Here is a 14,699-nt window from a genome sequence, read left to right on the forward strand (position 1 = left end):
TCTTTCAATACGTTCTAAGAGGTTGAGTATTTATTATATAACAGAAAGCAGGAATAATATTCATGGAATGGTTTGATTTATTTAAAGCAGTAATTTTAGGGTTTGTGGAAGGAATGACGGAATTTGCTCCGGTTTCTTCTACTGGCCACTTGATCATCGTGGATGACATGTGGTTGAAATCGCAGGAGTTTTTGGGAAAATATCCGGCAAACACATTTAAAATTGTTATTCAGTTAGGATCAATATTAGCGGTTGTCGTGGTATTTTGGAAACGCCTGTTCAGTTTAATAGGGCTTTATAAAATCGAAGGTCAACAAGCAAGCTCAAGTTTTAATTTATTGCATGTTATTATTGGCATGATGCCAGCAGTTGTTTTAGGATTTGCTTTTAAAGATCTAATTGATGATTATTTGTTTGGAGTAGAAACGGTAATCTATGCGTTAGTTGCGGGAGCTATTCTAATGATTGTAGCAGATAAATTTGGCCCCAAAAAGCCGACTGTCAATTCTCTAGATGACATTTCGTATTTTCAAGCATTGAAAATCGGATTCGTGCAATGTCTATCGCTATGGCCAGGGTTCTCACGTTCTGGTGCCACAATTTCAGGTGGCGTACTGTTCGGTTTAAATCACCGAGTTGCGGCAGACTTTACGTTCATCATGGCCGTTCCGATTATGTTCGGGGCGAGCCTTGTATCAGTAATGAAAAACTGGGAGACGTTATCGATGGATTATTTATCCTTTTACATCGTCGGCTTCGTATCGGCTTTCGTCTTTGCGTTAATTTCCATTCGTTTCTTCTTGAAACTAATTTCACGCATTAAGTTAATGCCGTTTGCGATTTATAGACTGGTCCTCGCAGCTATTTTAGCAATCATTGTCTTCCTATAATTATCAAAAAATTTTTCTCAGTGCGACCATGGGAAATCATGGGGACAACAGACAGTATTTCAGGCTGGCTAGTCGGTAAATTTGGCTTATTCAAGCTAGCCGATTTTTCTGTCGCTTTGGCTTTAAAATTGGTGACGTTCACAATGACGTCTGCCAGTTCCAGTGAAATTCAAAACTATTGACTACTTAAAGACAAGCTCGTATGCAGTAGTTATAGCTGTATTTGGTTACTAGTGGTAAAAACGCATGATTGATAAAGCTGTTAAGAAAAACGAACGTTTTGAAGTCCATTCAACAAATCCGGTTATAAAGAATAGAGAATGGCCAAATCCAATCATGGGCTTGGTTCCATTGCTCGGTCTTGCAATCGCCATTATCTTGTTTTTATTAGAGCTTAGTATTTATTGAATTTTGGAGGGAATAAAGAATGGTAGACAATAAAGTAGTATTAATAACAGGAGCGGCCAGTGGAATTGGGTATGAAATCAGTAATGATTTTGCGAAAGCAGGAGCTAAAATTGTGCTGTCCGACATTGACGAAGAAGCTGTTATAAAAGCGGTAGCGTCTTTAAAGTCACAAGGATTGGATTGTATCGGGATTAAATGTGATGTCACAAATGAAGAAGATATTAAAAATGTAATTGAACAAACTGTTGCGCATTATGGAGCACTTGATGTGCTAATCAACAATGCAGGCATGCAGTATATTTCACCACTTGAAGAGTTTCCTACTGAAAAATATGAATTGTTAATTCGCATTATGTTAATTGCTCCATTTATTGCAACTAAATATGCTTTTCCTATCATGAAAAAGCAAGGTTCAGGACGTATTATTAATATGGCTTCCATTAATGGCTTAGTCGGTTTTGCTGGTAAAGCAGCTTACAATAGTGCCAAGCATGGAGTAATTGGTTTAACTAAAGTGGCTGCACTTGAAGGCGCAGAGCATGGCATTACTGTTAACGCAATGTGCCCAGGGTATGTGGACACACCACTTGTACAAAACCAAATGAGCGATTTAGCAAAAACGCGTAATGTGTCGATCGAAAAAGTTTTTGAAGAAGTACTGTATCCACTAATCCCTCAAAAACGTTTGCTTGCTGTAAAAGAAGTCTCGGATTATACGATGTTCTTAGCTAGTGACAAAGCATCTGGAATTACGGGCCAAGCCGTTGTATTAGACGGTGGCTATACCGCTCAATAAAAAAACCCGTTCAGCATAGTAGGTGCCGAACGGGTTTTTTTGGTTGTTTTATAAACATAGCTAGAAGAAGATTAGTCGAGAAAGTTTTCAATAATGCCCAGAAAAAGTTTGGGTTGTTCCACATTTGGTGCATGTCCAGAACGGTTAAATTCCATAAAAGTAGCATTTGGAATCGCAATTGCCGTTTCTCGTCCTTTTTCTGAAGGATTTAATCTGTCGTATTTTCCACTAATTACTAATGTTTCAGCGGTAATAGTAGAAAGCTGTGAGCGGAAATCGAATTGCTTAATAGCTTCTCCAGCAATACTTTGTTCTTTTATCGTTAATAGTCGACTATTTTGTGCAGTTTGTTTGTTCCATTTTTGAATCTTGCTTTGATTGTGATAAATATAGCTAGTGGAGGCAGCGAGTTTTTCAGAAATGCTCAAGCCGTCAAATTTTTCAGGATAATGATCAAAAAGTTCAGCTAAAGACGACTGCTCGCTATAAGATTTGGTAGCTACTAATATAAGCTTTCTAACTTTTTTAGGTTCCGTAAGTGCCATTCCTTGTGCAATATAACTTCCCATTGATACACCGAGAATATCTACTGTCGCTAATGCTAAATGGGAAACGAGCGCGAGTGCATCTTCTATATGATCTTGCAAAGTGTATTGCTCTAAACGACTAGAATGCCCATGACCACGTGAATCTAAAGCAATCACTCGACGTTCTTGTTTTAAAAAATCAATTTCGTTATAAAACATAGCAGAATTGCTTGTTAATCCATGGAGCAAGAAGATAGGTTGGCCTTCCCCAACGTCTTCGTAAAATAGTTCAATTCCATTGTGAGTAAAAATAGGCATAGTCATTCTCCTTTGTTCATAATGCTTAAAACAGTCTTTTAAGTGTCTACCCTAAGTGTATACGAATATAGTTTTTACGCGAAATTAAAAAGCACAACATTTGTTGTGCTTTTTAATTTTCATTAAATTACTAGCTATGTCTTGATCAATCAGATTCCGTTCGCGAATTTTGCCATCTTTCGATAAAGCTAAACATAGCTGCAAGCAATATAAACATGCTGGCGGTTACGTACCAAGGAAACTCTGAAATAGACTGACCGAATGCAGTATAAAGAATAGCAGGTGCAATCAAACCAAGAGCAGAAATAGCCATGTATTCTTTAAGGGATTTAGTTATTTCCATCAAATACAACGATAGCAAATGAAAATGAACAAAAGGCATAATGCGCAAAATCATAACTTGTGCAACTGACAAAGTACGATTCGGAAAAATTTTATCTTTCAAACGCGACATTTTTTCTCGAAACTTCGGAAATTTATTGACCAATACATAGGAAATCCAACTCATCAACGTCAAGCCGATAAACGACAACAAAGCACCTTCAAAAAAGCCAAAGAGATACCCACCCGCAATACATACTGCAATAACCGGTATAAATAGTAAAGGACGCAATAAATGTAACAAGATGAAAAGAAAAGGGGCCAACCAACCGACATTATTCATAAATGTTTCGAGGGATTGATCGAATTGCTCCATACGATTCCAACCTCTCTAAATTATGTTTTCTACTAAGGAAGGATAGTCTAATAAGAGAGGAAAAGCAAGAACTATAAAAGTTTTTGAAAATATATGTTTATGTCAGCTAGCAATGGAAAATGGGATAGTTAATTCTAAAGAGTGTTTTGAAAATTTCATTGATTCGAAAATCGTTGAAAAAGAGGGGAATTAAGGGAGATGAGAATATGAAAAAGAGCTTGAAACTGGCAAGTGCATTTATTGGAATTGTCGTATGAGCAGGATTTGCTTCAGGACAGGAGATTTTGCAGTATTTTACAAGCTTTGGTTATTGGGGATTCGCTGCTGTTGTTGTAGCAACAGCATTGTTCGGATATTTGGGAATGGTTTTGATGCGTCTAGGGAGCCGAATGCAGACAACTTCTCATGAAGACGCAGTATACACCATTAGTGGAAAAGTACTTGGTAAAGCAATTGATTATACGCTAATTCTTACTTTATTCGGAATTCTAGTTGTTATGATCGCAGGCGCTGGCTCAATTTTCTCTCAACAGTTTAATTTGGCACCAGCTTTTGGGCGCAGTATTATGATTGTCCTTGTGGTATTCACCATCATGTTAAATGTTAAAAAAGTTATTACTATTCATCAGTAGTATAACTCCGTTTTTAATCTTATTAGCCGTCGCGATTACAATTTTTAGCTTGTTCACAATGAATTCAAGCTTTGCTGTACTAGAGCCAATTGCGAGAGAACAATTGTCTACAACGCCTCATTGGCTATTGTCTGCTATCAATTATGTATCGTTAGCAATTGCTCTAGGTACATCGATGGCGCTCGTAATGGGTGGCGCAGAAAAAGATGCGAAAATTGCAGCACGTGGTGGGTTGATAGGAGGAATAGGATTTGGCGTGTTAATTCTATTGAGTTATTTAGCAATCTTCGCAAAAGTCGATATTATGGGCTCTTCTGACTTACCGATGCTTGCTTTAGCTGATAACATTTCTCCAATAGTAGGAATTGTTATGGCAATTGTCATTTTTGCAATGATTTATAATACTGCGGTTAGTTTATTGTTATCCTTTTCTGCACGTTTTATGAAAATGGGAACAAAAGGTTTTCGTATTTTTGTCATTATTTCTGGAGTTGCTGCATTCTTATTAAGTTTCTTAGGACTTACAGCATTAGTAAACTGGTTTTATCCTATTGTTGGATATCTCGGCTTATTATTACTTGGTGTCTTGGTAGTGGCTGATATTCGAAACACCAGAAAAAAAGTGAAAGAATAGCCTAAGAAAATCAGTTTTTCCTACTCTAAGGATTACTGGTTTTTTTGTGGTATATTCAGGCTAACAAATCGTAAAAAACTGTTTGAAAAGAGGAATTTGATGAATATCCTAATTATCGGAGCAGGGGCAATGGGGAGTTTGTTTGCTGGACGTTTGAAAACGCAGACGGCTAATATCTTTTTATATAATAGAAAAAATGTGCATGTAGAGAAAATCAATCAAAATGGATTAACGATTGTTGAACGTGATAATCAAGAAACCAATGTTCCTCTAACAGTTGTACACGAAGTTTCAAGTGCTGTGTATGATGTTGTGTTAATCATGTTAAAAACGCATGCCACGAAAAAGGTACTAACTCATATGAATGATTCGTTTTCTACGCAAACTTTGTTTGTGACAATGCAAAATGGTCTTGGCAACCTTGAAATAATTACAGAAGTTTTCCCGAATAATCCCGCTGTTTCCGGTACAATGGGCTGCGGTGCTAGTATCGAAAGCGCTGGACGGATTCTTCACAGAGGCTGGGGAACAAATTATATTGGTCAGTCTAACAATGCTGCTGCCCAAGAAAAATTAGTGGAGTTTGTTAATTTACTGAATTGCTCAGGTCTGGAAACGGAGTTGGCAGAAGATATACAAACTGTTATCTGGAATAAACTATTCGTCAATGTCGCCTTTAATTCATTGACAGCGCTAACGAGGCTGAGAAATGGCGATATTTTAAATACTGAAGAAGGACGGAGGTTGCTCGAAAGTGTCGTCACAGAAGCGGTACAGGTAGCTAAAGCAGAAGGAGTTTCTGTAAACACGCAACAGATGATCGCCAAGTGTATAAAAATAGGTCAAGAAGATGTGGCTGCTAATAAATCTTCAATGTTAATGGATATTTTACATAAGCGGAAGACAGAAATTGAAGCAATCAATGGAGCTGTAGTGAACCTCGGTAAACACCACGGTATACAAACCCCCATAATGAATTGATTACAAGAATCATTCGAATTATTGAAGCAAATTATGACCTTCAAGTCGACTAACTTCCGAAGAAATCTGCTATACTTTAGAGATGTTGTCTTGATTGATGGGACAGATAAGGACGGGATGAAGTGAAACGATTAACTGCAACGGGCGATTACATCTATACTTACGCCTATACGGATGATGAGAAAGATTTATGTCAATTAGAAATGCGGTCTTTTTTTGGAAAAGACACCAGTAATAAAATTATCAAAAGCGGAGTAGCAGTCGAGCCAAGTCGGAGCCCGTTTATTAAAGAACGAGTAGAAGTATTATTTGAAGGCGATACTTTGCAAGAAATTCTAAAACAATCGGAAGCAGTCGATATGAATCAGTTAACGTTTAAAGTCATTTTTTTGAAAATCAACGGTTTGTCTAGACAAGACCAAATCGACTTTTTAGGGAAACGTGAGATTGAACGAGCAATCGGTCTAGCTATTACTGGGGAAGCTGACGTTCACCAGCCAAATGTGACATTTGGATTAATTCCATTTGAAGGACGCTGGTATTTAGGACGCTATGTTCAAAGTGAGCCGATTTGGCACCATCATATGAAAAAGCCGCGTGTTTATTCGACGGCTCTAAGTACTCGTGTGGCAAGAGCGATTACCAATATTGCCCTACCAAATCCAATCGGGATGAAGGCAATCGATCCATGCTGTGGCATCGGAACGGTGTTAGTTGAAGCGCTGTCGATGGACATTGATATTGTTGGCCGCGATATTAATCCACTGGTTGTCGAAGGTTCACGTGAAAACATTGCACATTTTGGATTGGCTGGAAAAGTAGAATTGGGGCCGATTGCAGAAGTCGATTCGCACTACGACGTCGCAATTATTGACATGCCATATAATTTGTACACGCATGCCACACCAGAAGATCAACTGGGGATTTTGAAAGCTGCTTATCCGTTTACTGAAAAATTGCTAGTCGTAACAATCGAAACTATGGATCATATGATCAGAGCTGCAGGATTTGTCGTGACTGACCGGTGCATTGCGAAAAAAGGATTGTTCAAGCGTGAGATTTTAATGTGTCAAAAAAAAGTAATGGAATAAAATAATGCTGCGAATATAGCATTTTGAGTTGAAATGAAGTTTGGCACGTATTTACTTTTTAATGGATAGATTTTTCAAAACTACTAAAAAATAAAGGAGATTCTATCGGAAAATTGAATACGGTAACAGTACCCTATTTTAAAGGAGCTGCATATAATGAAAACAGCAAAAAGCAATTATCCAATTACTAAAGTTCGTGAACAATTTCCGGCTTTAAAAAGAACATACAAAGACAAAACAGTCGCGTATTTTGATGGTCCAGGAGGATCGCAAGTCGTAGGTACAGCCATTCAAGCGATTACGAACTACATGGAAAAAGGTGGTGCAAACCTTCACGGCGCATTCCCGTCTAGTTGGGAAACCGAAAAAGTCATTTCAGAAGCTAGACTAGCGGTCGCTGATTTTTTAAATGTCCAAGCAAATGAAGTAGCATTTGGTGCTAATATGACAACATTAACAATTGCTATCGCTAATGCACTCGGTAAAAACTTTAAAGCAGGAGACGAAGTGGTGGTCACAGAAATGGATCACCGCGCTAATATCGATCCATGGATTATGATGGCAGAAGACCGTGGACTAACAGTTCGCTGGATTAAAGTCGATGCGGAAACGAAAACACTAGATCTGACACAGTTAGACGAGTTAATCAATGAAAAAACAAAAATTGTAGCCATCGGTATGGCTTCTAACGCGATCGGCACAGTAGTCGATCTTAAACCGTTCGCTGAGAGAGCAAAAAAAGTAGGCGCTTTGCTCGTAGCTGATGCAGTTCACGCTGCGCCGCACTTGCCAATTGACCGAGATGAGATGCAGGTTGATATTTTATTATGCTCGGCTTACAAATTTTTTGGTCCGCATATCGGTATTGTTGCAATTAAAGAAGAGTTGTTCAAACATCTCCAACCTTACAAACTAACGACATCTCCGGACTATTATCCAGATAAGTTGGAAACGGGCACACAAAATCATGAAGGTATTGCAGGTATTCCATCAGCTATTGAGTTTTTTGCTCAATTCGGTGAAGGTGAAACGAGAAGAGAACGTATTTTGAACGGCATTGAAGAAGTTGAAAAACATGAAAATGCTTTAGCAAATCGCCTTCGCGAAGGCTTATCAGCAATTGAAGGTGTAACCGTTACACAAGCTGGAGCAAATGTTCCGAAAACGCCAACCGTCGCTTTTCAAGTGAGTAACATCAAACCAGGGGACATTTGCAAAACTCTTGCAGAAGAACACAGTATTTTCGTTGCAGCTGGTCATTTTTACGCTTCTACGTTAGGCGATGTACTAAGCGTTAACGATAGTGGTGGATGGGTAAGGGCGGGGCTTGCTCCTTATAACACTGAAGAAGAAGTAGAGCGGTTGATTGCTGCCATTAAAAACCTATAAATTACAAAAAACAATGCAACGGCTGATCGTTTAACAGCTGTTGCATTGTTTATTTTAATGTAGTTTCATGAGTCGAAATCAATTTTGCTTGAACGATATAACGGTCTGGCGCATAGCCGATAAAGTTAAACGGATAACAAGTGGTCAATGTTAGTATGGATTGATCTTTTTCGACAATGACGGTTCTATCGTCTTCGTGTGTAATCCAAATCTGTGTGATTTCGTAGACAAAAGTCTCTCCGTTATACTCAATCAACAAGTTATCTTGTTCTTTAAGATCACTCAGTCCAGTAAAAACGGTATCACGGTGACCACTTAATACGGTATGTCCATTTTCTCCAGGAACGGTCGTTAAGTCACTGACAAAAAGACCAACACCTTTTTCTAAAGTTTTTTCGTCTGCTCCCCAGTAAACCGAATATTTTTGACCAATTTCAGGAATTAGCAAATCGGCTGTTTTTTCTCCAGGTTCTTGCTTAAGAGAAGTAGTTAGAACAGGCTCCGATTTTTTAACAGGTAAAGAGATTATTGGTGCTTTATCCGCTATTGGAATGGGTTCATCTTGAACTTTAAAGGCGGCAACTTCTTTTAATTCCTGAATTGTGCTTAGTTCTTCTTTAGTTAGATCTTGTGCAGAGCTTGTGGCGGTGTGCCATTCGGATAAATTGTAAATGCCGATTATTAGCCCTGAAACAAGTAAAAAAACACCCAACCATTTTTTCATCAACTTCACCTCAAAAAAACTGGCAGGAAACTTCCTGCCAGTGAGTTTTATTTATGCACTTTGTTTTCTGCGTCGGAACAATAAAAGTGAACCAGCACCAGCAAGACCAGCGCCGAACAGCATCATTAAGGGACCGTTTGAAGCAGTTTTCGGCAATGCAGCGCCTTCTTCTGTTTTATCCTCAACAGCCGTTTCTTGTTCAGTTACTGTCTCACCAGATGAATCATTGGCTTCCTGACTTGCTACGTAACTATCATATTCACTTTGAGTGACTTCACAAGCAAGTCCATCATTATCACGATCCAAATCATGAGGATCGTTGTCAGCACTATAACCATTCTCATACCAAAATGCTAGCACATCATTATGTGATGCAAAATCGTCACAATTTTTATCGTTTTCTACGGCCCCCACGTTTAATGCAGACCCTAGTACAAGAAATGATCCTAATAAAACTCCAACTAACTTTTTCTTCATATATCTTCCTCCTTTTTAGTAAAATATGTAACATAGATTTATCTTAACTACAGTTTACTTAATTTTCAATCAATTTTTGATGATATTGTAAAAAAATAACTAAAAAGGGTGGAAAGACTTATGGAAAATACAGGTACGATTACCTTTAGTCCTCTTAAATAGTCGCTTTTCAACTGTGACATTGACTTGCAGAATAATCGACTTTTTTCTTTTTGTTCTAGTTGGTGTTATACTGAAATGAACTTGTTCCGCCAACTGAAAGCATCAAATTATTTCCCGTAAAAGGAACATAAATAAAGGAGAATGAAATTTTGACACAAACGAACAATACTAATGACAACAAAACGACAAACTTGCCACCGAATTACGATGAATTGAAAAAAGCGGCGAATCGACAGGCAAACTGGAAAGAGCGTTTAGCTGCAGTTGAAGAGCTTGGCAATTGGAAAAGTGAACCAACAATCGATCTTTTGACGCATCGCATGAATCATGACTCTGTCTATCAAGTACAAGAAGCTGCCTATGAGAAATTAAAAGACTTTGGCGAAGACGTTCATATGCCAGAACGTAAGAAATTTGATTTGATCAAAGATACTTCTAAAGTACTTGTGCGTATCAAGAAAAGTTTACCAGTAGGACATAGCTACGAAGAATTTAAAGAAAAATTACAGAAAATGCGTAGCGATATTTACGATACGTATAAAGGCGACAAAGGCGAAGAATTCGAAGAATGGTTAGAAGAACAATGGAAAGCCGCTCCATTTAAACAACCACGCCGCAGATAAGCAAGTAAAACCCGGATGCCTTGGTGGCAACCGGGTTTTTTTAAAGATACTTTTGAATGATAGGTTTTAAACGGTAACCGAACAAGCCGGCAAGTACAGCAAGGATTAAATCTTTTGGAAGTGGAACAGCCATCCATGCCCACGCTAGTTTGTAAGTAAAGCCTTCGGGTGCTGCAAACCACAACTTGTAAGCGGCGTACATCCAGTTGGTGCCAAACAAGTAATTGACGGCTACTCCGATTAATGCCGCAACAACAAATCCTTTTTTAGTAGGCCATTTTTCAATAATAAGTCCAACTAAAAAAGCAACAAAAACGTATGAAACAATAAATCCAAATGTTGGACTGATTAAAGTATCCATACCACCGGAAAATTTTGCGAAAACGGGAACACCAGCAAGGCCAATAAGTGCGTAAACAATCATGGAAAAAGCGCCTTTGCGACTACCAAGAAGAATGCCTGCTAAAATAGCAAAAAAAGTTTGAAGCGTAATTGGTACACCACCAACAATTAGAAAAGAAGCGATATTTGCGCCAATTGCCATTAATGCAGCAAATAAAGCGATATGCACCAATTGCAAGGTGCGAGAATGATTTGCCGATCTGGCAGTGGTCGTTGTTGTCATACGATGTCCTCCTACTTTTCTAGATAAACTAAGTATAAAGAGTAGGAATATTTAAGTCAACTTATTTTTATTTTAAGTTAACACAAAAACGAATCCGTAAAAAAATATAGAAAAAGCTGACCTTTTAGAAGGTCAGCTTTTTTATGTTACTTAATATCCTGGTTTGTTCAATAACTTAAAGATATTATTCTTGTAATCTTCTACGCCAGGCTGATCAAATGGATTGATATCAAGCATATAAGCGCTGTAAGCACATGTAAGCATATAAAAATACAATAGATGACCTAGTTGGAATTCATCAATTTTAGGAATTGTTAAACTAAGTTGAGGCACACCACCATCTAAGTGTGCACTTGATGTTCCTTTATACGCTACGTGATTAAACTCGTGCAAAGAAAGTCCCGCCATATAGTTTAATTCATCGTCGTCGTTTTCGGCTTCGAAAATCGACAAGTCTTCATTTGCTTCTTGAACAAGTAGAAACGTTTCAAATAAATTGCGTTTACCGTCTTGAATATACTGACCCATCGAGTGCAAGTCTGTTGTAAAAGAAACAGAGGCTGGGAAAATTCCTTTGCCTTCTTTGCCTTCACTTTCACCAAACAGTTGTTTCCACCATTCTTGAACGAAAGACAGCTTTGGTTCGAATGTCGCCATTACTTCTGTTGTATAACCTTCTGCATATAGTTGGTGACGAACAGCTGCATATTGAGCAGCTACGTTTTCATCAAAATTCGTATTGTTGTAAAGTTCTTCAGCGTTGGCGGCACCTGCGAGTAAGTCGCTAATCGAATAACCAGCCGCTGCAATTGGTACCAAGCCAACCGCTGTGAACACAGAATAACGTCCACCAACATCTGCAGGAACAACAAAACGCTCGTAACCGTTTTCTTCAGCTAATGTGAGTAAAGCTCCTTTTTCAGCGTCTGTTGTAACGATAATTCGTTCAGCTGCTCTCTCACCATACCGTTTTTCCATAAATTCTTTTAAGAAACGAAAGGCGATAGCAGGTTCTGTTGTTTTACCCGATTTAGAAATGACATTGACCATGACTCGTTTGTCTTCAAGGTGTGCAAGCAATTGTTTTAAGTATTCTCCGCTAACTTGATGACCTGCAAAAACGACTTCTAAAGCAGATTCATTTTTGAAATAAGGATCGAGTGCAGATAATACAGCTTTCGCACCTAAATAAGATCCACCAATACCAATAACCACTAAGACATCTGCTTTTTCTCGAATTTGAGCAGCAGTTTTCTCGACTTTTTCCATAAACGATTGATCGAGCGTACTCGGCCAATCTAACCAACCTAGAAAGTCTGAGCCTTTCCCTTTTTTACTATAAAGATTTTCGTGAATCTGTTTTAATTGCGCTCTTTTTTCTAGCGTTAATATAGAACCGATAGATTCTGAAAATGTGATGTTAACCATATTCACCCTCCTGTCTTTTAGTATTCAGTTTACCATATTAAATCTAGCAAAGACTCATGTTTCATGGAACAGTTGCGGAGTACTTAATAGAATACTATAAAATCGCAAAAAACTATTTTTGAGAATACATGATTATACTTTCAACTGATAGCTATTTATTGGTAAAATAAAGAAAACAATTGGGGGTTATGGTATGGCTAAAAAAATAACGATCATTTTGACGTTGGCTTTCTTGATTTTGTTAGCAGGTTGTCAGCCAAAAACGACGCCTGAAGAACGACTAAACGCATACATAGACCATTGGAACAGTAGTGAGTTTACAAAAATGTATAGTGATTATTTAAACAAAGGAACAAAAGAAGCATTTGCATCAGAAGATTTTGTCGAGCGCCAGCAAAAAATTTATGAAGATTTATCTATCAATAATGTCGAAGTGACCTTTACAAAATTAGAAGATGAAAAAAATTGGGATACTGAAAAACCAGCAGATTTTCCCGTACAAGTAAAAATGGATACAGTTGCAGGACCGGTAGCATTTGAAAAAAACATGACCTTGCTATTTGAAACGCATGGTGAAACAGAAGACTGGTTTGTTGAATGGGACCCTTCGTTTATATTTGAACAATTAGAAAAAGGCGACGAAGTGCGTGTGTCAACAACCACTGCACAGCGTGGTGAAATTCTAGATCGCAACAAAAAGCCAATCGCTGTAAACGGAACAGGTTACACTATTGGTGTCGTTCCGGAAAGCTTTACAAAATCGGAGGATAAGAAAACATTAGCAGAAGTTCTTGAAATGTCAGTTGCAGCAATCGATGAAAAAATAAACCAAAGTTGGGTTCAAGAAAATCAATTTGTACCGATTTCTAAAGCAGCTAAAAACAATACCAAACTATTAGAAAAAGTAAAATCGATTCCAGGAGTAAGTTTTCAAGAAACAGAGATGCGTGAATATCCGTATGAAGAAGCTCTTGGACATTTGAGTGGTTATATCGGACCTATCACAGCTGAAAAATTAGAAGAGCTAAAAGATCAAGGCTATACATCAACAGACTCTATTGGTAGACGAGGACTCGAGCAAATACTAGAAGAGCAGCTTCATGGTGAAAATGGACGAAAGCTTCTTATTAAAAAGCAAGGTGAAACTGGCGAGGAATTACTGATTACGGAAACGCCTGCTAAAGATGGTGAAACCGTCATTCTGACCATTGACGCCGAATTACAAAAATCCACTTACAATGCAATGGAAGGTGAAGCAGGAACGAGTGCTGCAGTAGATCCAAAAACAGGTGAAACGTTAGTACTGGTGAGTTCACCTGCTTACAATCCAAATGAATACATGCTAGGTATTAGTAAAAGTCGCTTTAAAGCATTAAATGAAGATCCGCTAAATCCATTGTTTAATCGTTTTGGAGCAGCGTATGCACCAGGGTCAACAATCAAGCCAGTAACGGCAGCAATTGGATTAGAAGCAGGAACATTAGATCCTTCTGTCGGCTTGCAGATTGATGGGACCACATGGCAAAAAGACAGTTCTTGGGGAGATTACCGAGTTACTCGTCTGCATCCAGAAGCACCGAATCCAGTTGATTTAAATACAGCGTTCGTTTATTCTGACAACATTTATTTTGCACGACAAGCACTCGAAATGGGAAACAATGCATTTGTTTCTGGATTAAAGAATTTCGGCTTTGAAGAAGAAATACCTTTTGCTTTAGAATTACAAACTTCACAAATTTCCAATGAAGGAACAATTGGATCTGAAGGACAACTCGCAGATACGTCATTTGGCCAAGGTCAAATGCTAACCAATATTCTTCACCTAGCTTCTATGTATGAGCCGTTCTTAACAGATGGGACTATGCACAAACCGTTATTGTTCATGGATGAAGAAAAAAGCCAAGTGTGGAAAGAAGATTTACTTAGTGCAGAAAATGCTGAAGTTCTTCGAGAAGGGTTGCGAAATGTCGTTGTCGAAGGCTACGCACAATCAGCAAATAGCAAAACGGTTAAGATCGCTGGGAAAACAGGGACAGCTGAATTGAAAGGGAAAATTGGAGAAGATGGCAAAGAAAATGGCTTTTTCGTTGCCTACGACTCGGAAAGTCCTGACTTTATTTTAGCTATGATGATCGAATCGATTGAAGACAACGGTGGCAGTGATTACGTTGCCGGATTTGCAGCAAAAGTATTTGAAGAATACAAAGCACGATAAAAAAGCAGAGCAATCCTCCACTATAAAAAGAGAGTGGAGGATTTTCTTGCTAAAAGAATTAACGAGTAACTAACAAAAACGT

General features: G+C 38.2%; 15 protein-coding genes and 1 pseudogene. 10 read left to right on the forward strand and 6 right to left on the reverse strand.

Features of this window, described 5'->3' with window-relative positions; genetic code table 11:
* The first annotated feature begins 62 nt into the window (after positions 1 to 62).
* The 4 genes from I858_RS04185 (at position 63) to I858_RS04190 (ending at position 2,094) form a co-directional block, all read left to right on the forward strand.
* The gene (locus tag I858_RS04185) at positions 63 to 890 is read left to right on the forward strand and encodes an undecaprenyl-diphosphate phosphatase (protein ID WP_049694207.1); all 828 of its coding nucleotides are present in this window, start codon (positions 63 to 65) and stop codon (positions 888 to 890) included.
* A 20-nt stretch (positions 891 to 910) separates the two neighbouring features.
* A complete protein-coding gene (locus I858_RS17175; protein WP_204249442.1) occupies positions 911 to 1,072 on the forward strand; it encodes a hypothetical protein in 162 nt (53 codons plus the stop codon).
* Between the two features lie 64 nt (positions 1,073 to 1,136).
* Positions 1,137 to 1,298 carry a hypothetical protein gene (locus tag I858_RS17180; protein ID WP_204249443.1) on the forward strand — a complete coding sequence of 54 codons (162 nt, stop codon included), beginning with the start codon at positions 1,137 to 1,139 and terminating at the stop codon, positions 1,296 to 1,298.
* 19 nt (positions 1,299 to 1,317) lie between these two features.
* Positions 1,318 to 2,094, forward strand: coding sequence for a 3-hydroxybutyrate dehydrogenase (locus tag I858_RS04190; RefSeq protein WP_049694206.1), 777 nt, complete (start codon positions 1,318 to 1,320; stop codon positions 2,092 to 2,094).
* 71 nt (positions 2,095 to 2,165) lie between these two features.
* Here the strand turns inward: I858_RS04190 and I858_RS04195 are convergent, their stop codons facing one another.
* On the reverse strand, positions 2,166 to 2,939 hold the full coding sequence (locus I858_RS04195) for an alpha/beta fold hydrolase (RefSeq protein WP_049694205.1): 774 nt from the start codon (positions 2,937 to 2,939) through the stop codon (positions 2,166 to 2,168).
* Positions 2,940 to 3,084: 145 nt separating this feature from the next.
* A complete protein-coding gene (locus tag I858_RS04200) occupies positions 3,085 to 3,636 on the reverse strand; it encodes a TVP38/TMEM64 family protein (protein ID WP_049694204.1) in 552 nt (183 codons plus the stop codon).
* 206 nt (positions 3,637 to 3,842) lie between these two features.
* Here I858_RS04200 and I858_RS04205 point away from each other — a divergent pair.
* The 4 genes and pseudogenes from I858_RS04205 (at position 3,843) to I858_RS04220 (ending at position 8,363) form a co-directional block, all read left to right on the forward strand.
* Positions 3,843 to 4,902, forward strand: a pseudogene (locus tag I858_RS04205) (YkvI family membrane protein).
* A 99-nt stretch (positions 4,903 to 5,001) separates the two neighbouring features.
* The gene (locus I858_RS04210) at positions 5,002 to 5,883 is read left to right on the forward strand and encodes a ketopantoate reductase family protein (protein WP_239457218.1); all 882 of its coding nucleotides are present in this window, start codon (positions 5,002 to 5,004) and stop codon (positions 5,881 to 5,883) included.
* 122 nt (positions 5,884 to 6,005) lie between these two features.
* Positions 6,006 to 6,974, forward strand: a complete 969-nt coding sequence (locus tag I858_RS04215) for a TRM11 family SAM-dependent methyltransferase (protein WP_049694202.1) — start codon at positions 6,006 to 6,008, stop codon at positions 6,972 to 6,974.
* Between the two features lie 156 nt (positions 6,975 to 7,130).
* On the forward strand, positions 7,131 to 8,363 hold the full coding sequence (locus I858_RS04220) for a cysteine desulfurase-like protein (protein ID WP_049694201.1): 1,233 nt from the start codon (positions 7,131 to 7,133) through the stop codon (positions 8,361 to 8,363).
* 49 nt (positions 8,364 to 8,412) lie between these two features.
* Here the strand turns inward: I858_RS04220 and I858_RS04225 are convergent, their stop codons facing one another.
* Together I858_RS04225 and I858_RS04230 are read right to left on the reverse strand one after the other, a co-directional pair.
* The gene (locus I858_RS04225) at positions 8,413 to 9,087 is read right to left on the reverse strand and encodes a class D sortase (protein ID WP_083553656.1); all 675 of its coding nucleotides are present in this window, start codon (positions 9,085 to 9,087) and stop codon (positions 8,413 to 8,415) included.
* Between the two features lie 51 nt (positions 9,088 to 9,138).
* Positions 9,139 to 9,564 (reverse strand): excalibur calcium-binding domain-containing protein, encoded by a 426-nt coding sequence (locus tag I858_RS04230; RefSeq protein WP_049694199.1) that lies wholly within the window; start codon positions 9,562 to 9,564, stop codon positions 9,139 to 9,141.
* 311 nt (positions 9,565 to 9,875) lie between these two features.
* Between I858_RS04230 and I858_RS04235 the strand changes: the two genes are divergently transcribed.
* Positions 9,876 to 10,349 (forward strand): HEAT repeat domain-containing protein, encoded by a 474-nt coding sequence (locus I858_RS04235; RefSeq protein WP_049694198.1) that lies wholly within the window; start codon positions 9,876 to 9,878, stop codon positions 10,347 to 10,349.
* A 40-nt stretch (positions 10,350 to 10,389) separates the two neighbouring features.
* On the opposite strand, the gene I858_RS04240 is transcribed toward I858_RS04235, so the two are convergent.
* Both I858_RS04240 and I858_RS04245 read right to left on the reverse strand, forming a co-directional pair.
* Positions 10,390 to 10,974, reverse strand: a complete 585-nt coding sequence (locus I858_RS04240; RefSeq protein WP_049694197.1) for a biotin transporter BioY — start codon at positions 10,972 to 10,974, stop codon at positions 10,390 to 10,392.
* Positions 10,975 to 11,124: 150 nt separating this feature from the next.
* The gene (locus I858_RS04245) at positions 11,125 to 12,402 is read right to left on the reverse strand and encodes a glucose-6-phosphate isomerase (protein WP_049694196.1); all 1,278 of its coding nucleotides are present in this window, start codon (positions 12,400 to 12,402) and stop codon (positions 11,125 to 11,127) included.
* A gap of 193 nt (positions 12,403 to 12,595) precedes the next feature.
* On the opposite strand from I858_RS04245, the gene I858_RS04250 reads away from it, so the two are divergent.
* The gene (locus I858_RS04250; RefSeq protein ID WP_049694195.1) at positions 12,596 to 14,617 is read left to right on the forward strand and encodes a penicillin-binding transpeptidase domain-containing protein; all 2,022 of its coding nucleotides are present in this window, start codon (positions 12,596 to 12,598) and stop codon (positions 14,615 to 14,617) included.
* The last annotated feature ends 82 nt before the right edge of the window (positions 14,618 to 14,699 follow it).

Origin of the sequence: Planococcus versutus (assembly GCF_001186155.3) — a bacterium.
In the GTDB taxonomy this organism is placed as follows: domain Bacteria; phylum Bacillota; class Bacilli; order Bacillales_A; family Planococcaceae; genus Planococcus; species Planococcus versutus.